Source organism: Streptomyces sp. NPDC031210 (assembly GCF_055570395.1).
This window is the reverse complement of sequence record NZ_JBVIHH010000023.1, coordinates 20,579-43,661: the sequence shown is the minus strand read 5'-3', so window position 1 is coordinate 43,661 and position 23,083 is coordinate 20,579. Positions and strand designations below refer to the sequence as shown.

General features: G+C 71.2%; 22 protein-coding genes. 10 read left to right on the top strand and 12 right to left on the bottom strand.

Annotated features, from left to right (window positions below; genetic code table 11):
* Positions 1–16: 16 nt before the first annotated feature.
* Positions 17–2,164, top strand: coding sequence for a condensation domain-containing protein (locus ACZ45Z_RS30760; protein WP_468369375.1), 2,148 nt, complete (start codon positions 17–19; stop codon positions 2,162–2,164).
* A gap of 54 nt (positions 2,165–2,218) precedes the next feature.
* Here the strand turns inward: ACZ45Z_RS30760 and ACZ45Z_RS30755 are convergent, their stop codons facing one another.
* Positions 2,219–5,053: a helix-turn-helix transcriptional regulator gene (locus ACZ45Z_RS30755; RefSeq protein WP_468369372.1), complete on the bottom strand. Its 2,835-nt coding sequence runs from the start codon at positions 5,051–5,053 to the stop codon at positions 2,219–2,221.
* A 442-nt stretch (positions 5,054–5,495) separates the two neighbouring features.
* On the opposite strand from ACZ45Z_RS30755, the gene ACZ45Z_RS30750 reads away from it, so the two are divergent.
* Positions 5,496–6,107, top strand: coding sequence for a flavin reductase family protein (locus ACZ45Z_RS30750; RefSeq protein WP_468369370.1), 612 nt, complete (start codon positions 5,496–5,498; stop codon positions 6,105–6,107).
* Positions 6,108–6,267: 160 nt separating this feature from the next.
* On the opposite strand, the gene ACZ45Z_RS30745 is transcribed toward ACZ45Z_RS30750, so the two are convergent.
* The 7 genes from ACZ45Z_RS30745 to ACZ45Z_RS30715 all read right to left on the bottom strand — a co-directional run bounded on the left by ACZ45Z_RS30745 (position 6,268) and on the right by ACZ45Z_RS30715 (position 12,201).
* Positions 6,268–6,552 (bottom strand): DUF2277 domain-containing protein, encoded by a 285-nt coding sequence (locus ACZ45Z_RS30745; RefSeq protein ID WP_468369368.1) that lies wholly within the window; start codon positions 6,550–6,552, stop codon positions 6,268–6,270.
* Between the two features lie 74 nt (positions 6,553–6,626).
* Positions 6,627–7,337, bottom strand: coding sequence for an alpha-ketoglutarate-dependent dioxygenase AlkB family protein (locus ACZ45Z_RS30740; protein ID WP_468369365.1), 711 nt, complete (start codon positions 7,335–7,337; stop codon positions 6,627–6,629).
* A gap of 130 nt (positions 7,338–7,467) precedes the next feature.
* Complete coding sequence (locus ACZ45Z_RS30735; RefSeq protein WP_468369363.1) at positions 7,468–8,043, bottom strand: hypothetical protein; 576 nt, start codon at positions 8,041–8,043, stop codon at positions 7,468–7,470.
* Positions 8,044–8,298: 255 nt separating this feature from the next.
* Positions 8,299–9,012: a hypothetical protein gene (locus ACZ45Z_RS30730; RefSeq protein WP_468369360.1), complete on the bottom strand. Its 714-nt coding sequence runs from the start codon at positions 9,010–9,012 to the stop codon at positions 8,299–8,301.
* 875 nt (positions 9,013–9,887) lie between these two features.
* The gene (locus tag ACZ45Z_RS30725; RefSeq protein WP_468369358.1) at positions 9,888–10,037 is read right to left on the bottom strand and encodes a hypothetical protein; all 150 of its coding nucleotides are present in this window, start codon (positions 10,035–10,037) and stop codon (positions 9,888–9,890) included.
* 260 nt (positions 10,038–10,297) lie between these two features.
* Positions 10,298–10,693, bottom strand: a complete 396-nt coding sequence (locus ACZ45Z_RS30720; RefSeq protein ID WP_468369355.1) for a VOC family protein — start codon at positions 10,691–10,693, stop codon at positions 10,298–10,300.
* 371 nt (positions 10,694–11,064) lie between these two features.
* Positions 11,065–12,201 (bottom strand): serine hydrolase domain-containing protein, encoded by a 1,137-nt coding sequence (locus tag ACZ45Z_RS30715; protein ID WP_468369352.1) that lies wholly within the window; start codon positions 12,199–12,201, stop codon positions 11,065–11,067.
* Between the two features lie 863 nt (positions 12,202–13,064).
* Between ACZ45Z_RS30715 and ACZ45Z_RS30710 the strand changes: the two genes are divergently transcribed.
* The 4 genes from ACZ45Z_RS30710 (at position 13,065) to ACZ45Z_RS30695 (ending at position 15,486) form a co-directional block, all read left to right on the top strand.
* Positions 13,065–13,295: a DUF6296 family protein gene (locus tag ACZ45Z_RS30710; RefSeq protein WP_468369349.1), complete on the top strand. Its 231-nt coding sequence runs from the start codon at positions 13,065–13,067 to the stop codon at positions 13,293–13,295.
* A 78-nt stretch (positions 13,296–13,373) separates the two neighbouring features.
* Entirely contained in the window at positions 13,374–14,153 is a 780-nt protein-coding gene (locus ACZ45Z_RS30705; protein ID WP_468369346.1) for an SDR family NAD(P)-dependent oxidoreductase, read from the top strand.
* Between the two features lie 217 nt (positions 14,154–14,370).
* Entirely contained in the window at positions 14,371–14,592 is a 222-nt protein-coding gene (locus ACZ45Z_RS30700) for a hypothetical protein (protein ID WP_468369344.1), read from the top strand.
* Between the two features lie 489 nt (positions 14,593–15,081).
* Entirely contained in the window at positions 15,082–15,486 is a 405-nt protein-coding gene (locus ACZ45Z_RS30695) for a hypothetical protein (protein WP_468369341.1), read from the top strand.
* 103 nt (positions 15,487–15,589) lie between these two features.
* Here ACZ45Z_RS30695 and ACZ45Z_RS30690 read toward each other — a convergent pair whose 3' ends face one another.
* The 4 genes from ACZ45Z_RS30690 to ACZ45Z_RS30675 all read right to left on the bottom strand — a co-directional run bounded on the left by ACZ45Z_RS30690 (position 15,590) and on the right by ACZ45Z_RS30675 (position 19,534).
* The gene (locus tag ACZ45Z_RS30690) at positions 15,590–16,288 is read right to left on the bottom strand and encodes an aspartate/glutamate racemase family protein (RefSeq protein ID WP_468369338.1); all 699 of its coding nucleotides are present in this window, start codon (positions 16,286–16,288) and stop codon (positions 15,590–15,592) included.
* Positions 16,289–16,333: 45 nt separating this feature from the next.
* A complete protein-coding gene (locus ACZ45Z_RS30685) occupies positions 16,334–17,575 on the bottom strand; it encodes a cytochrome P450 family protein (protein ID WP_468369335.1) in 1,242 nt (413 codons plus the stop codon).
* 177 nt (positions 17,576–17,752) lie between these two features.
* Positions 17,753–19,042, bottom strand: a complete 1,290-nt coding sequence (locus tag ACZ45Z_RS30680) for an ATP-binding protein (RefSeq protein ID WP_468369331.1) — start codon at positions 19,040–19,042, stop codon at positions 17,753–17,755.
* Between the two features lie 282 nt (positions 19,043–19,324).
* Positions 19,325–19,534 (bottom strand): hypothetical protein, encoded by a 210-nt coding sequence (locus tag ACZ45Z_RS30675; protein ID WP_468369330.1) that lies wholly within the window; start codon positions 19,532–19,534, stop codon positions 19,325–19,327.
* Positions 19,535–19,858: 324 nt separating this feature from the next.
* Between ACZ45Z_RS30675 and ACZ45Z_RS30670 the strand changes: the two genes are divergently transcribed.
* The 4 genes from ACZ45Z_RS30670 (at position 19,859) to ACZ45Z_RS30655 (ending at position 22,412) form a co-directional block, all read left to right on the top strand.
* Positions 19,859–20,710 carry a SigB/SigF/SigG family RNA polymerase sigma factor gene (locus ACZ45Z_RS30670; RefSeq protein WP_468369327.1) on the top strand — a complete coding sequence of 284 codons (852 nt, stop codon included), beginning with the start codon at positions 19,859–19,861 and terminating at the stop codon, positions 20,708–20,710.
* A gap of 144 nt (positions 20,711–20,854) precedes the next feature.
* Entirely contained in the window at positions 20,855–21,412 is a 558-nt protein-coding gene (locus ACZ45Z_RS30665) for a hemerythrin domain-containing protein (protein WP_468369325.1), read from the top strand.
* 50 nt (positions 21,413–21,462) lie between these two features.
* A complete protein-coding gene (locus ACZ45Z_RS30660; protein ID WP_468369322.1) occupies positions 21,463–21,879 on the top strand; it encodes a CBS domain-containing protein in 417 nt (138 codons plus the stop codon).
* A 206-nt stretch (positions 21,880–22,085) separates the two neighbouring features.
* The gene (locus ACZ45Z_RS30655) at positions 22,086–22,412 is read left to right on the top strand and encodes a plasmid stabilization protein (protein WP_468369320.1); all 327 of its coding nucleotides are present in this window, start codon (positions 22,086–22,088) and stop codon (positions 22,410–22,412) included.
* Positions 22,413–23,083: the final 671 nt, after the last annotated feature.

Sequence of the window (23,083 nt, the reverse complement as noted above, 5' to 3'; positions counted from 1 at the left end):
GAAGGGACCAACCGCGATGTCACTCTCGACGGGGGCCACAGCGCGCACCGCCTCCCCCAAGGAACGGTCGCTGTGGATGCTCGACCGGCTCGTACCCGGCGCGGGCGTCAACAACGTCCCAGCGGCCCTCCGCATCGGCGGACGGCTCGACCGCAGGGCCCTGCGGACGTCCCTGACCGCGGTGGTACGCCGCTACGACGCCCTGCGCACCGTGTTCCACGCGGACGACGACACCCTCACCAAGTCGGTGCTCCCACCCGGCGAGGCGGACGTGGACGTCCAGGAGATCCCGCCCTCGGCGGACGGCCCGCAGGCCGCCCTGACGTCCTTCGCCGCCAAGCCCTTCGCCCTCGACGGCCGCCCGATGATCAGGGCGGGCATCGTCCCGGACGGTGGCGACGACGTCCTCTGCTTCGTCGTGCACCACCTGGTCTTCGACACCGTCTCCGCGGGCGTCTTCACCCGCGCCCTCGCCGGGGCGTACGCCCGGGTGCTGCGCGGCGAGGAGCCCTACCCGGCCGAGGAGGGCGCCGGACCGGTCCCCGCACTGGAGGAACGCGCTCCCCGGCCGCAGAGCACGGATTTCTGGCGCGACCACCTGAGCGGCTTCGACCCGCGGGTGCTGGAGACGGGCTGCGGCACCGGCCACAACCCCGCCCACCCCACGCTGGCCGGTGGCCGGCTGGATCACACCCTCTCGCCGCAGGCGACGGCGGTGGTCCGCAAACTGGCCAAGGAGCTGCGCGCCCCCGAGGCCGTGGTGCTGCTCGCCGCCTACTACGTGCTGCTGGCGGCCCACGGCGCCGGCCCGGACCTCGTCGTGGGCTCGCCCGTCAACGTCCGCGGCGAGGGCGCGGCGGAGGCCATCGGCTACCACGTCAACACCCTGCCGCTGCGGACGGCGGTGGACCCCGACGAACCGTTCCGCGCGCTCGTCACCCGCACCCGCGGCGTCTTCTTCGGCGCCCTGACCCACGCGGACGCCCCCGTGGACGGACTGCTCGCACAGGTCGCCCGTCCCGGCGCGTCCTGGCGCGGCTCGCTCTTCCGCCATGTGTTCAACTACGTCCCCGACCCGGGGGACGCCGGACTGACCTTCGGCGACGCCCCCGCCCGGGCGGTGCCCGCCGAGACCGGTTACAGCAAGTTCGACCTGGAGCTGAACGTCCTCGCGGCGCCGGACACCCTCGGCATCAGGGCGGTCCATGGCACCGAGGCGCTCGGCGAGACGGACGCCCGGGCGCTGCTACGCCGCTACGACGCGCTGCTGTCCGGCCTCGACGAGGCGGCGGACCGTCCCGTGGGGGACATCGAGGTGGGCACCGAAGCGGACCGCGACGCGCTGCGGACCGGGTTCGAGCAGACGGTGCGCGACGGGGGAGTGGCCGGGTTCGTGGCCTCCTCGGACGGCCGGGAACTCCTGCCCGGCGTACGCGGCGAACTGTGCCTCGTAGGCGACGCCCTTCCCGAGGCGGCGGACGGGGACGCCGGGGCGAGCGGCGACGGCGAACACCCGGTGCACGGCCGCTACCGCCGCACCGGCGAACTGGCCCGCCGCGCCCACGACGGCACGCTGGAGATCATCGGACGGGCCGACCGCCGGGTCACCGTTCAGGGCACACCCGTCCAACTCGACCGCCTGGAAGCCCTGTTGGCCGCCGAGGGCGGCGTGCGCGCGGCGGCCGTCGTGCTGCGCCAGGGCGACGACACCGACGCGGGCGGACTGGTCGCCTTCCTGGCGGCCCCCGACGACCCGCAGCTCGTGGACCGGCTGCGCAAGCGCGTCCGCGCCGAACTGCCGGCCGCCGCCGAGCCGGGAGCCTTCGTGGTCCTGGACGCGCTGCCCTCGACCGCGGACGGGCGGCCCGACCTGGCGGAGCTGGAGCGCAGGGCCGCGGCCGGAAACGACACCGGCGCCGGTGCGCCCGACGACACCGACGCGCAACTGCTGGCCGACCTCGTCCAACTGTGGAAGGACGTCCTGGAGCGTGACGACGTGACCCCGCGGGCCAACTTCTTCGAGCTGGGCGGTCACTCCCTGCTCGCGGCGAAGGTGGCCCAGCGCAGCGGCAGGATGGCCGGCGTCCGGGTCCGGCTCGCCGATGTCTTCGCCAACCCGACCCCGCTCACCCTGGCCGAACATCTGCGCGCGGCCCGGTCCTGAACGGGGAACGGGGCGGCGTACCCGACCGGGTACGCCGCCCCGTGGTGGTTCCGGTCAGCACACGGGCCGCTCGGCCCGGCACCGCGGGCTGTCCGCCACCAGGTCCAGGTCCGAGGGAATCTCCGTACGGTGGCGCACATTGAGCTTGCGGTAGACCCGCGTCAGATGCTGCTCCACCGTACTGACCGTGATGTGGAGCTTGCGGCTGATCTCGCGGTTGGTGTAGCCGAGGGTGGCGAGGGTGGCCACCCGCCGCTCGGCACTGCTCAGCGAGGCGATGTCGGCCGGGCCGGCCTGGACGTGCAGCGGCTGGCCGAGGCCCTCCGCACTACCGCCCGGCTTGATCCTGCGCAGCAGCGGCTCGGCCTGGCAGTGCCGGGCGGCGTTCCACGCCTGCCGGGAGACCATCCGCGCCCGCCCGGAGGCCCCGAGCGCACGGTGCGCATCCCCCAGATCGGCCAGCGCCCGGGCCAGTTCGTAGGGGTTGTTCGCGGCCTGGAGTTCCTCCACCGCCTCGGTCAGCAGCGCCGGACGCCGCTGGAGTTCGAAGGTCGCGGCGAGCAGGCGCAGCGTGATGCCCCGGACGCGGGGGCCGTTCGCGCGGGGGCGGGCCAACTGCTCATCGAGAAGCTCGCGGGCCCGCGCCCGGTCACCGAGCTGGATCAGGACCTCCGCCGCGGCGGAGCGCCACGGCACGAGCGTGGGGACGTCCACCCCCCAGGCGGTCATCAGCTCGCCGCAGGCCAGGAAGTCGCCCAGGGCCGCCTGCAGGCGGTTGTTGGCGAAGTGATGCGCTCCACGGGCGTGGAGGTGATGCAGGCCGTACAGGGAGTCGAAGGCCGTCTCCGGCAGGGGCCCGGTGAGCTGCTCCGCCGCCTCCGCGTCCTTGCCCATGGCGGTGCAGGCGAGCGCCAGGGCGCTGGAGGCCAGGAAGCCGAACGGGCCCCAGGTCCGCCGCGGGATCAGGCGAAGCGCGGTGCGGGCATGCTCCTCGGCCGCCGACAGCTCCCCCTGCCGCAGCGCGATATGGGCCCGCAGCCCGGCGAACACCGCCTGCCAGGTGGGGGCCCGGCGTGCGGCCGCCCGCTCCTGGAGAGTCCGGCACCAGGCCGCCGCCTTGTCCTGCTGATCGGAGTGGAACAACGCCAGGATCGCGAAGGCCAGCATCTCGACGGTGCTGTCGCTCAGCGAGGAGTTCTGCAGGATGTGCTCGGCGTCGGTCACCACGTCCTTGCCGTGCTCGTCACTCAGCGCCGTGGAGAGCACCGTCGCCGCCAGGAGCTCCGGGTTGAGGGCGATCGTGGCCGGGGTGCTGCCGTCGGGGCCCGGCTCCACCGGGCATTCCGGGAAGTCCTTCAGCAGGGGCGGGAAGGTGCAGCCCAGCCAGACCCGGGAGATGTGCAGCTCGGTCGCGAGCTGCGGATCCTCCCCGGCACCGGACGGCCCCAGGCCCCGCAGCGCCTCGACCGCCTCCCGCTCCTCGACCGACCACAGCAGATGGCGCCGGATCACGGCGGTCACGCCGGCGGAGCGCAGGGCGCCGTTCTGTACCGGGGCCAGCAGGGACCGCAGATGGCGGGTGGAGGCGGGCAGGTTGACCCGCAGCTCGGCGCGGGCCAGGTCCGCGATGACGGCGGCACGCTGCCGGCTGTCCACGGCCGCACGGTGGGCGAGTTCCAGACAGCGGATGGCCGTCGCCGCGTCGTCGCCGGACAGCGCCTGCTCGGCCGCCTCGCGCAGCACGGGGACCGCCGCCGGATCGGGCTCGCCACCGGCGCCGATGAGCTGCCGGGCGATGGCCAGCGCCGGACTCCCGATGTCGTGCAGCAGCCGCGCGCACCGCTGGTGCAGCCGGGTCCGCTCCTCGGCCGGCATCCCGTCGAGGATCGCGGACCGCATCGCCGGGTGGCGGAAGCGCCCGGAGACCAGCAGTCCCGTCGCCTCCAGGATGCGCACCGCACGCTCGGCGCACAGCAGTTCGACACCCAGGGCCCGGCACAGCACATCGAAGGACCAGGCGTCGTCCAATACGGCCAGAGCCCTGGCGATCCGGCCGGTCTTGGCGTCGCCGCGCCGCAGACAGGTCAGTACCGCCTGCCGGAACGTCTCGTCGACCACCGGCTCGGCGGGCACCGGTGTCCGGGCCGTACGGCCCGCCCTTGCGGCCACGGTGGCATCGGCCAGCACGTTGGCCAGCAGAGGATTGCCGCCGGAGGCCGAGAGCACCCCCGGAGCCAGTCGCCGAGCGGCGGCGTCGTCCATCTGACGGCCGAGGAGTTCGGCGACCTCGGCCTCGCCCAGCGGCCGCAGTGGCAGATGTCCGACGTGCGGCTGCCGGGACATATCGGTGTAGGGCGTGAGGTCCGGCTCGGCCTCCAACTGCTTGCTCAGCACGACCATGATGCGGGCCGAGCGCAGCCGCCGGGTGAGGTGGGACAGACAGCGCATGGACGCCACGTCCGACTGGTGGACGTCGTCCACCGTGATCACCAGGGGCTTGTCCGCCGCGAGCCCCAACAGCACCTCGCACAATCCCTGGTCGATGTGCGCGGACTTGCCCACCGGGGCGACGCGGCCGCCGATCGCGGACGGCACCGCGCCTTCCGCCAGGAGCCGCTCGGCCCGTTCGGTCGCCGCCTCGTCCAGCGGCGCGCTCCGCAGCAACTGGCTCATGACCCCGAGGGACAGCAACTGTTCCGAGGAGCAGGCGGTGGCGCTGAGCCATCGGGCGCCGGACTCCAGGGCGTGTTCGGCCGCCGCGTGCAACATCCCGGTTTTTCCCAGAGCGGCGGACCCGGTGACAATGACGACGCTGCCTCTACCGCGTTGGACGTCCGAGAACATCCGTCGTAGGACGGTCATTTCTTCGTTCCGACCGATTAACGCCATCACGCTTCCCCCGACATAGTGCTTTTCGTTCAGGAGAACCTCGAGATGGCGTGATAATCCCCGCGCACCTGGTCGACGAGCATTCCCCCGAACGGCTCGGAATGATCAAACGATATCGAGCCACGTCCTTGGGCGGGTGACTTGTGACATAGGTAACAAGGGCGTATTGGGTGCAATGCGCAAGCCGCCGCGCGCCGCCGCACCACGCTGGTCATTGCCTTTGATACGGCGCGTCAGGGCCGGTAACGCAGCGAAAGGACCGCGGATACCTCCGGCGGCACGATCCGGTGGCCGCCCGGGCCGACGAGCTACCTCTCCAGGAGACCCCACGCCCCGCTACCTGGCGGCTCCGAACCCGGGCGCTTTCGGCCGAGCTCAGAGGTCGGGCGATGCCACGGATCCGCCGTACGCGCCGCGACCACCCACCTGGATACTGATCTCCATGCGCACAGACTTCGACCCCGCCGCCATGTCCCGCACCGAGTTCTACCGGCTGCTGACCGCGACGGTGGTGCCGCGGCCCATCGCCTGGGTCTCCACCATCGCCGACGACGGCACGGCCAACCTGGCCCCGCACTCCTTCTTCAGCATCGCCAGCGTGGCGCCGCCCGTCGTGCAGTTCAGCTCCGTCGGACGCAAGGACACCCTGCGCAACATCGAAGCCACCGGGCAGTTCGTCGTGAACTTCGCGCCCGAGGAACTCTTCGCGCAGATCAACGACAGTGGCACCGACTTCCCGCACGGCATCAGCGAGTTCGAGGCGGCCGGGATCGCCTCCGAGCCGAGCCTGCAGGTCAAGCCGCCGCGGGTCGCGGCCTCGCCGGTCGCCCTGGAGTGCGAGGTGCACAGCACCCTCGGCATCGGCGACTCCACCGTCGTCTTCGGGCGTGTAGTGCACGCCGCCGTGTCCGAGGACGTCCTGGTCGACGGTCACCCCGAGATCACGAAGCTGCGGCCCCTCTCGCGGTTGGGCAAGGACGAGTGGGGCGTTCTCGGAGAGGTGCGTGAGCTGTCCCGCATCCGTCACGCGGAGTGGCAGGGACCGGCGTCCTGACGCCACCGCCACCCTGGCCTCGTCGCCATCCTGACCTCACCGCCGGTACGCACCCGGCGCGCCACACTCACCACCTTCGCCGCACACGGCCGGTTTCCGAGCGATCACCTACCGGTGCGGCGCTCGTCGACCGCTGAACCTGGTCCGTGGCTGAACCCGGTCAGTGCCGGCGGGCGTGTGGCGGGTGGGTGTGGGACATCTCGCCGGGTGGCGGTTCGGTGGCCGGCGGGCGGGCGGCCGAGCCGCGGACCCGTAGGCCGTCGAGGAGTTCCCGCGTCGCGTCCGTCACGGCGTCCACGGCATGATCGAACACCTCACGGTTGTGCGCGGCCGGTGCGCGGAAACCGGACACCTTGCGGACGTACTGCAAGGCCGCGGCCCGGATGTCCTCATCGGTGACCTCGGGGGTGACGGGCGGACGGAGCGTCTTGATGCTGCGGCACATGAGTCCAGTCTGCCTCTTGCTGCCCCTTGGCGGCCTGGGAGTGGCGGGTGCGGGGAGTGGTCGCGGAGGACGGCTCACTCCAGGCCGGTGACCCGCATCGTGATGTTGAGACGGCCGCTGGTCAGGCCGGACGCCGGGTCGCCGGTGCCGGGTCGGACCTTGGGCACGCCGTGATACGCGAACCGCGACGGCCCGCCGAACACGAACAGGTCCCCCGAGGCCAGCTCGATGTCCGTATACGGCTTCGTACGCGTCTGGATATTGCCGAACCGGAAAACGCAGGTGTCGCCGATGCTGAGAGAGACAACCGGCGCGCCGGAGCGCTCCTCCTTGTCCTGGTGCATGCCCAGCTTGGCCTGGTCGTCGTAGAAGTTGATCAGCGCCGTGTCCGGCGTATAGCCCTCACCGGCCGACGGGTCCTGATAGGCGTCGACCAGCGCCCGCCGCCCCAACTCGACCATCCAGGAGGGGAATTCGGCGACCCGCGCGCCGTTCACATCGTCGGCGGTCCGGGTGTACGCGTACGGCTGCCAATGCCACCCGATACACACCGTCTGGACGGACATCACGCCGCCGCGCGGCAGCTTGGTGTGCCGGATCGGGGCGGGACCGCGAGCCCAGCCACGACAGGCGGTGACCAGTTCCCGCTGCTGCGCCAGATCCAGCCAGCCCGGTACGTGGACGGCGCCGGGCGCGAGAACTCTGCGGCCCCCGGTGTCCTGGCCTGCCGACGCCCCTTCCCGACCCGCAAGATCACCCTCAAACCCGGGAAGCGGCGTACTCATCTACTCCTCCACCTGCACAACGCTCAGTAATCGCCAACACTCAACAATCGACCAGCTCCCGCCCGCCCCGCCCGGCGCCCACTCGCCTCCCCCTCTCCTCGCCCTTCCCTTCCCTCCCCCTCCCAGCGTGTCACGGAGTCATTCGGGCCGACGGTGGCGCCGGACGCCGGGTGACCCAGTCGTGCTCGACGGTCCACGTGCCGCCGTCCGCCGTGGCGCCGCGCATGCCGTGGACGGCGTCCGGGCCGGCCAGCGCGGGGATACGGGAGTCGGCGAGCGCGGCGAAGCCGTACGTGCGGGCGGGGTCCCAGTGAGTGCTGTGGCGAAGCCGCCGGCTCATCTGCGCCCACCCGAGCGGTGCCGCGGCGACCACCCAGGCGTCGGGTTCTGCGGTGGTGAACCGCTGAGCCGCCCGTAGCCAGGACGCCGCCTCCTCCGGCCAGTCGACCTCTGCGAGCACCGACCGGCCCGTCGCACGCCACGCCGTCACGAACGCCGCCGCGGCGGCACGCGACGCGCCGTCCCGGCTGTGCCCCACCACCACCGAATCGATACGGGACCGGGGCACGGTCAACAGACCGATCAACGCCGCGAGTTCGGCCTCCGTATGCGGGACCGGCGAGGGCAGGTCCCCGTACGCGGTCGCCGCATCAGGGGGCAGGAGGGGTGAACGGGCCGTGGTCACCGGATCGGTCATACGGTTCATGGCGAAGGTCCGACTGCTTCCGTTGCAGAGGCACGAGGTCTCTCGATGTGACGTGCTTCTTGTCGTCTGGAGGGTTCGTCTCCCACTCTGCGGGATCGCGGCCACGGCGGCTGGCGGAAATCGGACGTGACGATGCACGCGCGGCGACCGGGACGGTCCGGCCGGCGGGGCGCTGGATGGCCACCTTCCTCGATCAGGCACTGCCCTTGCTGGCGGCTGTGTCGTGTCGTGTTCTATCGCCTTCTGCCGGCCGGCTCAGGAGTGGTAGCGCTCCACGATCTTGGTCGCGATGCCCGCCCGCACCGTGACCCGCACCTGGACGGTGCCGAGCTTCGCCGCCTTCTCCAACTGCGCCTCGGTGCACGGGGAGGTGCCGTATCCGCTGTCGTCCGCGGTGACGTCGCCGTTGGACGCGCAGAGAGCGGCCGCGCCCAGCGTCCTGGTCTGCGTGCTGACGAAGAATGCCTGCTCGGCGCCGGACGCGGGCGCCACCGTCAGCTTTCCGGGCGCCAGGTACTTGAGGACACCGTCCCATGTACCGCTGACGCCCTTCCCCTGTCCCGTCGCCCCGGATCCCTCAGCCGCCCCGGAACCACCGGTCGAGCCCGAGCCCGAGCCCGAGCCGGTGCCGGCGCCTCGCCCGCCGCTCTTCCCGCTCTTCGACGGAGCCCCGCCCTTTCCGGCCCCGGAACCGTCCCCGTCCCCGCCCCCGGCTGGGGTCGGGACCACCGCCCCGTCGGCCGATGTTTCACCCGAGGGTTCCGGGCTCGTCGCGACCTTGTCGGCCTTCGGGCTGTCGCCGCCGCCATCGCAGGCGGTCAACGTGAGCGCGGCGGCGGCGATCAGTGAAGCGGCGACGATCCGCCGCCCGCGACGGTAGCCCCGGCCGGCGAGGCAGGTTGGCGTGGGAATGGCGGCAGCATCAGCGGTGGCGGTGCCGTAAGTGTCGGTGGCCTGATTCCAGGACATGAGATCCCCCTCGGTGAACGGATGCATGAGATGTGCTGCCGTGCGGCTGCCGTGACGTTCGTCCGCACCGCCTCCGTGAGCGGTACATGCCTCACCCTGAGCGACCTCACTGCTGATCCACTAACGCACCGCTAACGCCCCGCCCACCAAACCCGCCGCCAATGGCACGGGACTCGGCTCTCCGACCCGGCCCGGGCCTGGGCAGTGTCCGGCCGGCCATCAGCCACCCTCTGCGGCACGGGCGAGGAGACCCCGACCAGTGAATTGCAATTCGCTCCGCCCCACGGCCTGCGAAACGCCGCCGGCTGTGACTTGGGCGGGCTTATTGCCTTGCTGAGTATCGGATTCGGACGCCTCGTGTTCGCCGGCCGCAATAGCGGGTGGCGTGTGTCCTCGGTCGTACTCTGCGCCACCCTTGCTCTGACCGGCATGCCCCCACAAGCGACGAGCAAGCCGCCAGAGACAGCCACCTACAGCTCACATCTCTCGCCTTCGAGACCCCACAACGGTTACGGACTTGGTCACCACCTACCGAGCCGGTCACCGTGCCGCGCCATCAACCGCACGTAGTGTCCTCGCCGGCACTCGGCGACCTTCTGCACCGGCTTCGCCTCGGGCACCTTTCCATCGCCAAGCTGACCGTGAAGCTCGACTCGCGTTTTCGTGACGGGATCGCACGCGAGCAGCGGCAGCGCGAGGGCACGGGTTGGCTGCGGACCCTCAATACAGGAGACAGACGCGACACGGGACGTGGCCTTTGTCCGCCTGACGAAGAAGCGCGCCATGCGAGCGACCCCCTGGTGATCATGAAGCACGCCCGGTCCAAGCCAGGTCGGCCGCGCCCGGGATGCGGGTCCGCTTCGTCGGACACGCCTTTAGGCCGCCTCCACAACCTCCGCGCGGACCGCCTGCGTCCAGACCTCCAGCAGTACCGCGTACTCCGCCATGTCCTGCGCCGTCCACGACAGACCGCGCCGGGCGCGCACGAACCGTCGGATCGATTCGTTCGCTTCGGAGGCAGGCACAGGCGCAGCCTTATGGGCAGAAGGAGCTGGGGACATGTGAAACATGCTAGGGGCAGACACTGACAATGCATCACTTCACGACCGCTCCCCACACCCCCGGCACCCTCTCCTCCCGGGCATCCGTCACCACCCCAACTCCCTGACCAGGAAAGACCGTCGGGCTCCACGCCGACCGACCTGTCCGCATGTGTCCAGTCCCACACGCTCCGCGTTCACCCGTTAGCCCATCCGGGTGGCGGCGCAGTTGATCACGCCGCCCGCTACGCGCCGTCGTCCGCTCCATGGAGAAAGAGGCAGAACGGGTGCCCCGCAGGGTCGAACAGGACCCGGACGTCGTCCTGCGGCTGCAGGTCCGCGCGCCTTGCCCCCAACGCGAGCGCCTGTTTCTCCGCCGCGCCGAGGTCATCGACTCGGATGTCGAGATGCAGCATCTTCTGTTGCTCACCGGAGCGTTCCGGCCACTGCGGGGGTAGATAGTCCGGCTCGGACTGGAACGACAGTCCCGTCCCGCCGCTCGGAGGTCTCAGCATCACCCACCCCGGTTCGGCGGCCTTCGTCTCCCAGCCCAGCAGCCGTTGATAGAACTGCGCCAGCGCGTGCGCGTCCGGGCAGTCCAAGACCACCGATGCGAGCGAAAAGCCGGAACCTGTGACCATTGCCGTTCCTTTCCGTTTCTGTCGACGCCCGCCGCCTTCTGTCGACGCCCGCCGCCGCGGTGCCGTTGCCCGGCGTTATCGGGCCGCCGGGCGGTGGACATGACGCGTTAGCCCGTTCGGGTGGTGTCGGGGATGCTCGTGCCAGTCGGGCCGGGCCGGGAAGGGGCGAGTCGGCACTGATAGATGAGGATCTTGCCGATCGACGTGGGGTCGGTTCGCGCGTCGCCGCCTGATCGCGACCTGTCGTTGTCAGTGGTCCCCCTTACCGTGGTCGTTGTCACTATCCGAGCTGCTGGCGCTTCTCGGACCCGCCCCGCCCCTGTGACAGCGCACGGGGGCGGGGCCCACACGCAGCCGAAGCCGTACGAGGGCTATCGGCCTGTCGGCGCCGGAAGGTCGTGTCGGACCGTGGGTAGTGCCTGTCGGTCGAGGGGGCGTATCGCGATGCCGGGTGCTTCCCGGCCGTGGGTTCCGCCCTTCCCGCACAGGGCCTGTACGAGATGCGTATCTATGGCCTCGTCTATCGGGCTCGGCTCGGGACGGCCGTTGGCATCGAGCTTTTGATAGCGCGTCAGGGTGAGCCCCAGGGATATCTGGCGCCGCCCGTCGGGGCTGGAAAGGGACCAGGTCGTGGCGCCGAGCACGAGGCCGTTGTGGCCCCAGAACTCTCCGCAGGGCATGGGCAGGCTGAACAGGCCCAGACCGTAACGCAGGGACGTGCCTTCGATCGGCACCGTCGTTTTCATCTCGCGCAGCTCGTTGGAGGGGAGGAGCTTGCCGCTCAGCAGGGACCGGTAGAACTGGTTCAGGTCAGCCATCGTGGACACCAGCGAGCCGGCCGTCCCCGCCCAGGACAGGTTGTAGACGCTGAAATCACGAGGCGGGTCGAAGCCTCCGTACGCGGCCTCGTACATCTTGGCGTGCGGCCCCTCGAGGTGGGCGGAACGCGGGAAGTAGGTGTGCCGCAGGCCGGCCTTACGGATGACGTGCTCGGTGATGTACGTTTCGGGGCTTTCGCCGGTGACCTTCCGCAGGAGCAGGCCGGCCAGGATGTAGTTGGTGTTGGAGTAGTGGTGAGCCGCGCCGGGCTTCCCCAAAGGCGCTGCCTTCAGGCCCAGTCGGGCCAGTTCGCGGGGATCGAACTCGTGGAAGCGGTTGTTCTCCACGCTCTCCGGTGTAGCGAAGATCGTCCCGGCGTAATCGCCGATGCCGCTGGTGTGCTGGAGCAGCATCCGGACCGTGATGGCCCGACCGCGCTGCCCAGGGACCAGGTCGGGCAGATAGCGGCCTATCGGCGCGTCCAGCCCGATGCGGCCCTTGCCGACCTCCCGGAGTACGCCGACCGACGTGAAGGTCTTGGTGATGCTGCCGATCCGGTGCCGCATGTCGGGCGTGGTGGGGCGCCCGGTGCCGACGTCCGCGACCCCCGTGGCGCCCCGCCATGCGTCCGTACCGTCCCGCACCGCCGAATAGGCGCCGTACATTCCCGCGTCGTGGAGGGCCTTCAAGGACCGCTCCAGGGCTCGACGGTCGAGCCGGGGCGGAGCGTCGGGCAGCGTGGAATGGGGAGTGCCGACGGTGCCCGCGAAAGGGGTGGGGCGCAGGATGTCCGTGCGGTGCGCGGCGCTCGTGGACGGGCCGGCCGAGGGCGCGGCGTGGGCAGGAAGGGCGGAGGCGGCGGGGATCGCCAGTGCGCATAACGCTGCGACGGCGACTCCGGCGGCGCGCCGTGATCCCCGGCGGCGGGGGTGTGGGTGTGGGTGTGGGTGGGATAAAGGCATGGGCTTTCTCTCCGTCGGTCAAGCCGCAGTCGGGTGCTCGGGTGCTCGGGTGCTCGGGTGCTCGGACGGGGGCGGGGTGCTCGGGTGCGGGGGCGATTAGGGGGTCTCGTGCTCGAACGTTCGGCGGGGGAGGGGTCGGGAGTTGGATCTTCGGTGATCTGATTCTCGATGAGGCGCGGCGCCCAGGCATCAGCCTCCGGGCGTAGTTTGATCCCCCGTCAATGTGAGGGATCCCCTTACGGGTTCGGTCCTGGAGGCATGGGGTCCTGGGGTCCTGGACCTGGAGGAGGGGGCGGGGAGGGCCGCCCCCCAGCGGGAGTCGCGTGATGATCAACCGGAGTCCGGCGTGCGTGGAAGGACGGGAGGGAGATCGTTCGATCGTTCGTGTGCGTCGATCCGGTCGTCGCTGGTCCACGGGCCGGAGCCACGGGCGGGCCCCGACGCGGCGGCACGCTCAGAGCGCCGACCTCGCGCTCCTCAGGCGGGGGGACCGCGTGTGGGCGACGATGGAAGGGCGGAGGAACGGCGGCGTGCGGCCGTCAGGGTAGCGGTGCCGTGGGCATCGTGCAGAGCCATGTCGGGAGGTCCCGATGGAGTACCCGGAATTTTACGAGCTGATTTTCCAAGCCCCCGCCGTCGAGGACGACGTGGTGACCGTCCGGCGGACCGAGAAGGCGGGAGCGGGCGGGTATCCCGTCTACGAAGACGAATCGGGGATCGTTCGGGCGGAGATCAGCGATCGGGGAGAGGTGCGCATGCTGGCCAGCGGGGGGCATCAGGTGCTCCAGACGCCGCTGCTGGCCCGTCCCCTCACACGCTGAGCCCTTCCTCGCCTCTGGAGGGATTCCAGCGGCGACCCGGGGCGTCGTCGTCATGGACACGCCGCCTAGGCTGCTGGGATGACTTCGCAGGCATACCTCTCCGAATTGTTTGCACTGGACGGCCGGGTCGCGGTGGTCACCGGCGGCAGTTCCGGCATCGGCCGGGCCGTAGCCGGCGCCCTGGCCCGTGCCGGAGCGGGTGTCGTGGTCGTGGCACGTAAGGAAGCGGAGCTCGCGGCCACGGTCGATGAGCTGGTCGCCGACGGTTGCCGGGCGGCGGCCGTGAGCGCCGACCTGAGCACCCGGGACGCCGTGCGGGCGGCGGCCGAGGAGGCCGCCGCCGCGTTCGGGGAGCCCGACATCCTCGTGAACAGCGCCGGAGTGAACCTGCGGCCCCCTCTGGGAGAGCTCAGCGAAGAGGTGTGGGACGCCACGATGGCGCTCAACCTGGAGGCGCCCTTCCTACTGGGGCAGCGGTTCGGGCCCAGGATGGCCGAGCGGGGCTTCGGGCGGATCATCCACATCAGCTCCCAGCAGGCACACCGGGCGTTCGTCCAGAGTGGTGCCTACGGGGTTTCCAAGGGGGCGCTGGAGTCCCTCGCCCGTTCGCAGGCGGAAGCGTGGTCGCCGTACGGCGTCACCAGCAACACGTTGGTGCCGGGCTTCGTGATGACGCCGCTCAACGCCCGGCTGTCGTCCGACCCAGAGAAGGTGGCGGGGCTGGCCGCGCGCACCCTGGTCGGGCGTAACGGGCTGGCCGAGGACTTCGCCGGGGCGGCGGTGTTCCTGGCGAGCCGCGCCTCCGCCTACGTGACCGGGCAGTCACTCTTTGTCGACGGCGGGTTCTCCGTCCACTGAGTCCGGCCCGGGCGGAGAGCCGCTTCCGCGATGGCGGATACCGCGCGGACGCTCCTCCAGGTACGGTTCACCGCCGCCGACGCCCTCGAAAACGACTGCTGATCCGCCGGCCGGCGGGGGGACGGAACGGCGCAACCGGCGAAAAGACGGGCGAGTCGGCGAGTCCGGCGTACTGCACCGGCCCACAGATCGCTCCGGCAGGCGCATACTGGTGTTAATGACGAAGCCAGCTGTTACCAAGCGCTTTCTGCCCACCAGTCCCTTCAAAGCCCCGGTCGCGCCGCCTCGCAAGAGTTTCGCCATAGGAAACCGGGTGACCCACGACGTGTACGGACTCGGCCGGGTCACCGGCGTCGAGGAAGGCATCGCGGTGATCGTCGACTTCGGCTCCATGCAGGAGCGGATCACCAGCCCGTACCCGAAGCTCACCAACCTCTAGAGCACCGCAGGCACGGCACGGCCCCGGCCGAGGGGCGCAGGCGATCAAGGATCACCTCCCCCTGGCCCGGCCACCGAGCGTGCCCCGCGCCGCATCATCCGAATACGAAACGGAGCTGTCTCATCGACGCCACCTCCCCGTTCTCCTCGCCCGAACCGGCGCCCCGCCAAGCCATGACGGGATCGCCGCCCCCTTCGAGGAACCCCTTCCAAGCCCCGGATTTCGGCGAGGCCACACCTGGAGCGGTGACGTCTCCGGCTGCGGACCACGGCCCCGTGGAGTAGTCACGCGAGCGGATTCTTCGCTCTCCGGTGTGGCCCCCGTCTCGGGCGGGGGCTTCGTCGTGCGTTTGCGTTAAAGATGGCAAAGGTGAAGTAAAGGCGTCGAAGGCGTGGAGATCGCCAAGGACGCGAAGGCTTCGAATACGCCAAGTGGCATCAAAGACGGCAAGTGGCATCAAAGACGCCAAGGGCGTCAAAGACCTCGCAGGTGGGACCGTCTCCGGCGCCCGGGCTCCGCGTCGGGCCCGGTGTCCTCACGCGCGCCAGCCGCTTCCCCGGCGCTCTGCGCCTCGGCCCTCTGTGCCTCGTCGGGATCCCGTACCGCGTCCAGCACCCGGCCGTCCTGTCCCGCGTCGGACTCCGCGGCGCCACCCTCAACTACGGCCCCCTCAGCCACGGCCCCCTCGGGCCCGCCGTCAGAATCGCCCGCCTCATCAGGCAGGGCGCCATCCGGCAGGGCGCCCTCAGCCAGGCCGCCATCGGCCAGGCCGCCCTCATGCACATCCCCGTCAGTGCCGGGCGTGGCGTCGAAGGGCCGGCCGGTGAGGGCGGCCAGTGCGCGTTCGAGCGTTTCCCCGGTGACCTGCATCCGGATCCTGGCCAGTCGTTCTAACTCGTTACCCGACACCGCGACAGAGTACCTGGACCAACGCCGCATCCTGGACCCGACCGCTCAAGGATGTGCCGTCGCAAAGAAGTTGGTGCCGACCGGTCGTCTACCGGCCGTCGGCGAGCGCCTGTGTGACGGCCGCCTCCGCGTGCAGGCGCGTCGTGGGGAAGACGGGCACCGGACTGTCCTGCGGCCCGATGAGCAGTTCGATCTCGGTGCAGCCCAGCACGATGCCCTCGGCTCCGGCCGCGACCAGGTCCTCGATGATCGCGGCGTACTCCGCACGGGACTCCTCGCGGACCACTCCGCGGCACAGCTCCTCATAGATCACACGATGGACGGTGGCGCGCCCCGCCGCGTCCGGTACGAGGACCTCCAGGCCGTGCGAGGCGAGCCGGCCGCGGTAGAAGTCCTGCTCCATGGTGAAGGCGGTGCCCAGCAGGCCCACCCGCCGCAGTCCCTCGGCGTGCACGGCGCCCGCTGTCGTGTCGGCCAGGTGCAGCAAGGGAATGCCGACCGAAGCGGCTACCTGGTCGGCGACCTTGTGCATGGTGTTCGTGCAGATCAGCAGCAGCTCCGCGCCGGCGGACTCCAGCGCACCGGCCGCCTTGGCCAGTACCGCGCCCGCCTCCTCCCAACGCCCCTCCACTTGGAGGCGTTCGATCTCCGCGAAGTCGACGGAGTACACCACGCAGCGCGCCGAATGGAGCCCGCCCAGCCGCTCACGCGTCAGGTGGTTCAGGAGCCGGTAGTACTCCGCCGTGGACTCCCAACTCATGCCGCCCAACAGCCCGATCGTTCTCATCGCGCCACTTTCGCACATCCGCGGGCGGCCCCCGGGCCCGGTCGGCTACTCCCGCGTCTCCCGCGTCTCCCGCGTCTCCTCGGTCCCCCGCGTCCCGGACCAGCGGACCGGCAGTCGCTGCGGGCCGCGGATGAGCATCCCGGTGCGCCAGGTCAGGGCATCGGGGTCGGCGTCCATGGCGAGGTCGGGGCAGCGGTCCAACAGGGCGCGGATGGCGATACGTGCCTCCAGCCGGGCCAGCGGGGCGCCGAGGCAGAAGTGGATGCCGTGGCCGAAGGCGGCATGGCCGCGCGTCTCGCGCCGGATGTCGAAGTCGTCGGCGGCGGGGAACCGTTCGGGATCGCGCGAGGCGGAGGCCAGCACCACCAGGACGGCGTCGCCGGCGGGGATGAGCGTGTCACCTATCCGGAGGGGTTCCCCGGCGAAGCGCCACGTGGCGGTCTCCACCGGCCCGTCGTAGCGCAGCATCTCTTCGACGGCGTTGTCCAGGAGGGCGGGATCGGCGCGCAGCGCGGCGAGTTGGGCCGGGTGCCGCAACAAGGCGCGCACCCCGTTGGCCAGCAGACTCACCGTCGTCTCGTGGCCGGCGACGAGCAACAGGAAGGCCATGCCCACCAGTTCGTCCCGGGAAAGCTGGTCTCCGTCCTCGTCGCTGGTCCGGATCAGCGCGCTGAGCAGGTCGTCGCCGGGAGCGCCGCGTTTGGCCTCGATCAGGCTCAGGAGGTAGGCGCTCATCGCCATGGTGGCTTCTTGCAGCGCCTCCTGGCTCGTCGGGGCGACGATCTCGTTGGACCAGCCGCGGAACGCCTCCCGCTCCAGGGCGGGAACGCCGATGAGTTCGCAGATGACGGTCATCGGCAACGGGAAGGCGAGCGCTTCCACGAGGTCGGCACGGCCGTCGGGGGAGTCGAGCATCGCGTCGAGCAGCTCGTCGGTGATCTGCCGCACGCGGGGACGCAGCGACTCGACGCGGCGGGAGGTGAACTCCTTGGCCACCAGCTTCCGCAGCCGGGTGTGATGGGGCGGGTCCGCGTCCAGCATGTTGGTGAACAGCGGCGAGTCCTGGGTGTCCTCGGTCGCCATCCCGGCGGCCCGCCAGTCCTTGTTGAGGCGGGCGTCGCTGAGCGCCGCCCGGACCACTTCGTGGCCCACCACCAGCCACGCCTCCTGGCCTTCGGGCAGGCGGACGCGGTGCACGGGCCCCTGGGCGCGCAGCTTGGCGTAGTAGGGATAGGGGTCCGACGTGAAGTCCGCACCGTAGGCGCCCAGATCGACAATCTCCGGCATGCTGTCCCGCCCCCGCATCGCTCGACGAATTCACGTCACGGTACGTACGCGGAGCCGGCCCGGGCATCGGTCCAGCGGAGGAGTCTCGACGGGGGACTCCTCCGCTCGTAGTGCGCCGCGGGTCGTCCTCAGGGCTGGTAGCGGAGCGGAGATCGGCCGTTCCGAACCCCGGGTGCCTCAGCAGCGGGCGTGTGCGGTGATGTCCGCGTCGAACTCGTCGATCATCGCGGGGGTGACCGTGGGCCGGCACTGGGCGATGGCGGCGAGATAGTCCTCGGTGCTCGCGCCCGGGCGGCCCTCGTCGCCCGCGCCGCGGCCGATCGACTCCAGGTCCCGCTCGAACGAAGCCTGGGCCGCGACCCTGGCCGCGTGCTCGATGTCGGCGGGCGTGAACAGGTCACTGGCCGCGACCAGCGCCGGCACGTCCACATCGGCCCGGCCGTCGGTGTACCGCGACCAGATCGCTGCCCGCGCGGCCTTGTCGGGGGTGCCGATCGGGATGAGGTAGTCGAACCGGCCCGGTCGCAGGAACGCCGGGTCGAGCGAGCGGATGGAGTTGGTGGCACACACCAGCAGCCGTTCGTCCCGCTCCCGGAACCCCGGTATCAGCTTGAGGAGTTCATTGGTCACGCCGTGCAGTCCGCCGGGCTGCGCGGGCTCCGAGCGCACCGGCGCGATCTCCTCCACCTCGTCGATGAAGACCAGTACGCGTTCGAGTTCCGCGATCCGGGCGAACGCGCTGCGCAGCGCCGCCGCGAGATTGCCCTCGTCGGCCAGCCGGGACGGCAGCAGCTCGACGAACGGCCAGCCGAGCTTGGAGGCGATTCCCCGCGCGAACGTCGTCTTTCCCGTCCCCGGCGGGCCGAACAGGGCGATGGCGCGCGGCGGCCGGACACCGTGCCGGGCGGCGCGCTCGGGCTCCGCGAGCGGCAGGACGACACGCCGCTCGATCAGGTCCTTCTCCGCCTCCATCCCGGCCACCTTGGCCCACAGGTCGGTGGGCAGGAACCGTCCGCCGAGATCCTCCAGGAGGTTGGCCGAAGGGCCGTGGTGCGGCTCGACCTTCTCGAAGTAGGCCACGGCGGGCTGCCGCGTGTAACCGGCGTTCAGCAGTCCCTCGCCGAGCAGGTCCTCCTCCGGGAGCACATACGCGATACGGCTCACGCGGGCGGCGATCAGCCGCCGCTCCAGCTCCACCAGGAGCGCGCTCGCCAGGCCCCGGCCCCGCCAGGCCGCCGAGATGGCGATCCGCATCACCCAGCCGCGTTCCCCCGCCACGCAGGCCAGCGCCGTCCCGATGGGAACTCCCTGGTGGACGGCCACGACGGCGGGCTGCCGGGAGGTCAGGGCGCTGATGCACTCGGCCAGCGAGAACACCGACTCCTGGCCGAGCTCGGCCGTGGAGTCGATCAGGTGGACCACTTCGGCGAGATCCTTCTCGCGGTAGTCGTGAATGAGCCAGTTCACCGGTGCCGCCCCTCGTTGGTGATGTTGCAGCGAGGCTAGGGGCGGCGGGCCGGGCGGTCTTGCTCCACGATGAACAATCCGAGCCGGCGGACCTCTCCGTTCCGTATGTAGCCAGATCCGTGGCCCGCGACGCGGTGCCGGCGGCCGGGTGAGCCGGTCGCCCGGGCGGTCTAGCGGTGTCGGCGCAGGTCAGGTGCCGTGTGGATCGCGTCGGCGCGGGTCAGGCGTCGTGCTGACCGTATCGGCGCAGGTCAGGTGCCGTGTTGACCGTGTCGGGGCAGGTCAGGTGCCATCCTGACCGTGTCGGCGCCATGTGGGGCGGTGGTGTCCCCGTCCGCGGGCGTCAGCGGCTCGCCCGGACGCGTCCGAGGCTCGCCAGGGCGCGTCGGATGCCGGGCGGCCGACACCGGGCGGCTCGTCGTCCTCGCCGGGCACCGAGTGCCGCGAGTCACCCAGCGTCAGCAGGCGTTTGATCTTGTCCGGCACCTTCATGCGTGCCCTCCTCGCTGGTCGGCGGCTCCACGGCTCCAGGATCAGGGCCGATCGGGTTACCCGCATCCGGGCGCCGGAAGGAGCCTTTCCGGGCCCCGGCCACCCCCGCCGGGAGCACCCCGCACGGCACCGACCTGGCGATTTGCCCCGTACCCGGAGCGGCCACCGGTCACCGTCTTCCCCGCCCGCGGCGCCCGCACCCCTGTCGCGGGTGCCGGGCGACTGTCGCAGAGTGGAGAGGACGGAAACGGGAAGGCCGAACGGCCGGGGCGCGGTACGGACCGCGCCGCGATGCGGGACAACCGATCGGAAGGCGTGAGTCGGATGGCTTCCCTTGCGAGGTCCAGACGCTATCCCCAAAAGGATCCCGATACCGCTGCCGCCTTCGCGGAGCTGACGGCGTTGCCGGACGGCCCCCGCAGGCAAGAGCTGCGGGAGGAGGTCGTACGGGCGTGGCTGCCGATGGCCCACCGGCTGGCCGGGCGCTACCGCGGCCGCGGCGAGAGCGAAGAGGACCTGCGCCAGGTGGCCGCGGTCGGGCTGCTCAAGGCCGTCGACCGTTTCGACCCGCGGGCCGGGACCCCCTTCGGCGCGTTCGCGGTGCCCACCATCATCGGTGAGATCAAACGCCACTTCCGCGACGCCCTGTGGGCGGTCCACGTGCCCCGCCGCGCTCAGGAACTGCGGGCCCAAGTCCACCGCGCCCGCGAGGAACTGGCCGCCCTGCCGGGCAACAAAGCGATCACCGTCCAGGACGTGGCCGCGCACACCGGGCTGTCCGTCGAGGACGTCGTGATCGGCCTCGACGCGCAGAAGACCTTCACCGCCCTGTCCCTGGAGCGCCCCATCGGCGGCGAGGAGACCCATACGCTCAGCGAGCGCGTGGGCCAGGAGGACCCGGCGCTCGGGCTCGTCGACGACCGGGAGGCGGCCGCGCCCGCCCTGCGCCTTCTGCCGGAGCGCGAACGGCGCATCCTCTACCTCCGGTTCTTCATGGGGCTGACGCAGAGCGAGATCGCCGCCCAGATCGGTCTGTCGCAGATGCATGTCTCCCGGCTGCTGCGCCGCTCCTGCGACTACGTGCGGGAACAGGCCACGCCTCCCGCCGCTGATCGCGCGGCGGCCCGGACAGCCCGCGCCCCCGCCGCCCCTGACCACGCCCCCCGCCGCCCCTGACCAGGCCGCTCACCTTCCGCCGGCGTGGCGCATCCGGCGGAATCCGTTCTCCGGCTCGTTAGCCGCTCCGGATGTCGGGAACGCGTCCTTTTGGCGCCCCGGGCAGGCCGGTTCGGCGCGACGTCACCAGGAGGCGTACTTCCCATGGCCCACGGCGGAGATGTCATCGAGGAACTGACCACCGACCACCGGGAGGTCGAATCCCTCTTCGAGCAGTTCGCGGCGGCTCCGTCCGGCAGTGCGGACCGCAAGGCCCTCGCCGACGCGCTGACCATCGAACTGGTGCGGCACGCCATCGCCGAGGAGGAGCACCTCTACCCGGCCGTACGCGAACACATCGAGGGCGGCGATGCCCTGGCGGACAAGGAAATCGCCGACCACAGCCGGGTGGAGCAGTTGCTCAAGGACCTCGAAGGGCGCGACGCGGACGACAGCGACTTCGACCGGATGGTCGCGAAGCTGAAGACGGAGGTCACCGCCCACGTGGAGGACGAGGAGGGCAATCTCTTCGTCCAACTGCGCCAGGCATGCCACCCGTACGTCCTGGAAAGCCTGGGCACCAAGATCCGTGACGCGAAGAAGACCGCCCCCACGCGCCCGCATCCGCACGCGCCCAGCACCCCGCCGGCCAACAAACTGCTGGCGCCCGGCGTGGGGCTGGTCGACCGCGCCCGTGACTACGTCACCGGCCGTGGCCGGTGACGCGGTAACCACCGGAACCATCCCGCACGCGAAGGAGAGGCGAAACCGTCATGCCAGTGGCACGCGACATCATGACCCCGGGAGCCGAGTGCGTCGGCGCCGAGGAGAGCGTCCTCGACGCCGCTCGCAAGATCACGGAAATGAGCGTCGGCGCCCTGCCGATCTGCGGCACGGACGACAAGCTCAAGGGCATGCTGACCGACCGCGACATCGTGGTGAAGGTGCTGGGCAAGGGCCGGGACCCGCAGCAGACCAAGGCCGGTGAACTCGCCCAGGGCGAAGCGGTGACCATCGGCGCGGACGACGACGCGGACGAGATCTTCGCGACCATGGCCCGCCACAAGGTCCGCCGCCTGCCCGTCATCGACGGGCACCGGCTGGTCGGCATGGTCGCGCTCGCGGACGTCGCGCGCGCACTGCCCGACCCGCAGACCGGTGACCTCCTCGAAGCCCTGTCCACCGACTGACCGCCGCCGCGCACCGTCGGCCGCGCGATCAGCGGCCGCGTGCCCGGCGCCCGGCCGGCTCTCCCGTGTCGCGCGCGGCGGCGTTTCGGCGTGGACTGGTAGATGCGGCCGGCGGCCGGGTGAAGACCACGGCGGCGCGGGTACGCGCTGAGTGCCGTCGAGCGCACTCAGCCCGCAGAGGCTGTCCGATTGCAAGGAGAGGTGTCATGCCGGCAGGTTCCAGCGGTAAGCGGGAGCGACAGTACGAGCACATCAAGGAGAGTGCCGAGAAGCGCGGCGCCTCCACGGGCCGGGCGAAGGAGATGGCCGCGCGCACGGTCAACAAGGAACGCGCGCGTTCCGGGGAATCGAAGTCCTCCAGCAAGTCCTCCACGCAGGACAGGAAGTCCGCGTCCCAGCGCGGTGGCGAGCGCTCGCGCGGCGGCTCCCAGGGGCGCACGAAGGAGCAGCTCTATGAGGAGGCGAGGAAGCGCAACGTCGAAGGGCGCTCCTCGATGAACAAGGAGCAACTGCGTAAGGCACTCGGGAGCTGAGCGGGCCACCGGCCACCGCTCGCCCGGCGGGCGGACCGCACCCCGCTCGCCGTAGTCGCCCCGGTCCCGGAGGCGGTCATCCACCGCCGGGACCGGGGCGCTCCGCGCGATCAGCGGCTGGCGGCGGTGGTCGTCAAGGGCACCGTGCCCGTGGGCGCCGGGGAGCGGATCCGGCCGCGCTCGACGAAGCCGGGCTCGGCCACGTCGGGCCATCGGCATGGACCACCGCCTGGGCCGCACTTCCTCAAGGCGGGACTGGGCTACGGCGGCGCGAGGCACCCAGTTCAGTCATCGCGGCCCGGCTGCTCGCCGAGGGCGCCTGGGTCCGCTGCCGGCCCCGCCGCCGCGCCACGGGCGGCGACCTCGGTGACGGTCCCTCACCGGTCAACTGCCGGCGCCTTGTTCGTGCGTCCCGTGCCACCACCTGGCGAGCCCCTCCTCAGGCACTCGGGTTCGCATACGGGATCACCGGGGCCGGTCGAAAACCCCCGACCCCGCCCGTGCGGCCGGGGCTTCCCGGAAGCACGCGCTTTACCAGCGGTAGCGGCGCGCGGGGCGGGTTCGTGCGCTCCCGCGTGCGCCCCATTGGCTGAAAACCGAAGGCATCGTTTCTTCTCCACCAGGTACTAATGGACATGCTCAGTGCGAGCTTAGAAATTTCAGTCGCGAAC

Coding starts and splice junctions, on each gene's coding strand:
- ACZ45Z_RS30705 (WP_468369346.1), top strand. CDS start 13,374: ATGACTTCGCAGGCATACCTCTCCGAATTGTTTGCACTGGACGGCCGG.
- ACZ45Z_RS30660 (WP_468369322.1), top strand. CDS start 21,463: ATGCCAGTGGCACGCGACATCATGACCCCGGGAGCCGAGTGCGTCGGC.
- ACZ45Z_RS30755 (WP_468369372.1), bottom strand. CDS start 5,053: ATGGCGTTAATCGGTCGGAACGAAGAAATGACCGTCCTACGACGGATG.
- ACZ45Z_RS30665 (WP_468369325.1), top strand. CDS start 20,855: ATGGCCCACGGCGGAGATGTCATCGAGGAACTGACCACCGACCACCGG.
- ACZ45Z_RS30670 (WP_468369327.1), top strand. CDS start 19,859: ATGGCTTCCCTTGCGAGGTCCAGACGCTATCCCCAAAAGGATCCCGAT.
- ACZ45Z_RS30710 (WP_468369349.1), top strand. CDS start 13,065: ATGGAGTACCCGGAATTTTACGAGCTGATTTTCCAAGCCCCCGCCGTC.
- ACZ45Z_RS30730 (WP_468369360.1), bottom strand. CDS start 9,012: ATGTCCTGGAATCAGGCCACCGACACTTACGGCACCGCCACCGCTGAT.
- ACZ45Z_RS30675 (WP_468369330.1), bottom strand. CDS start 19,534: ATGAAGGTGCCGGACAAGATCAAACGCCTGCTGACGCTGGGTGACTCG.
- ACZ45Z_RS30745 (WP_468369368.1), bottom strand. CDS start 6,552: ATGTGCCGCAGCATCAAGACGCTCCGTCCGCCCGTCACCCCCGAGGTC.
- ACZ45Z_RS30740 (WP_468369365.1), bottom strand. CDS start 7,337: ATGAGTACGCCGCTTCCCGGGTTTGAGGGTGATCTTGCGGGTCGGGAA.
- ACZ45Z_RS30735 (WP_468369363.1), bottom strand. CDS start 8,043: ATGAACCGTATGACCGATCCGGTGACCACGGCCCGTTCACCCCTCCTG.
- ACZ45Z_RS30690 (WP_468369338.1), bottom strand. CDS start 16,288: ATGAGAACGATCGGGCTGTTGGGCGGCATGAGTTGGGAGTCCACGGCG.
- ACZ45Z_RS30700 (WP_468369344.1), top strand. CDS start 14,371: ATGACGAAGCCAGCTGTTACCAAGCGCTTTCTGCCCACCAGTCCCTTC.
- ACZ45Z_RS30750 (WP_468369370.1), top strand. CDS start 5,496: ATGCGCACAGACTTCGACCCCGCCGCCATGTCCCGCACCGAGTTCTAC.
- ACZ45Z_RS30760 (WP_468369375.1), top strand. CDS start 17: ATGTCACTCTCGACGGGGGCCACAGCGCGCACCGCCTCCCCCAAGGAA.
- ACZ45Z_RS30720 (WP_468369355.1), bottom strand. CDS start 10,693: ATGGTCACAGGTTCCGGCTTTTCGCTCGCATCGGTGGTCTTGGACTGC.
- ACZ45Z_RS30685 (WP_468369335.1), bottom strand. CDS start 17,575: ATGCCGGAGATTGTCGATCTGGGCGCCTACGGTGCGGACTTCACGTCG.
- ACZ45Z_RS30655 (WP_468369320.1), top strand. CDS start 22,086: ATGCCGGCAGGTTCCAGCGGTAAGCGGGAGCGACAGTACGAGCACATC.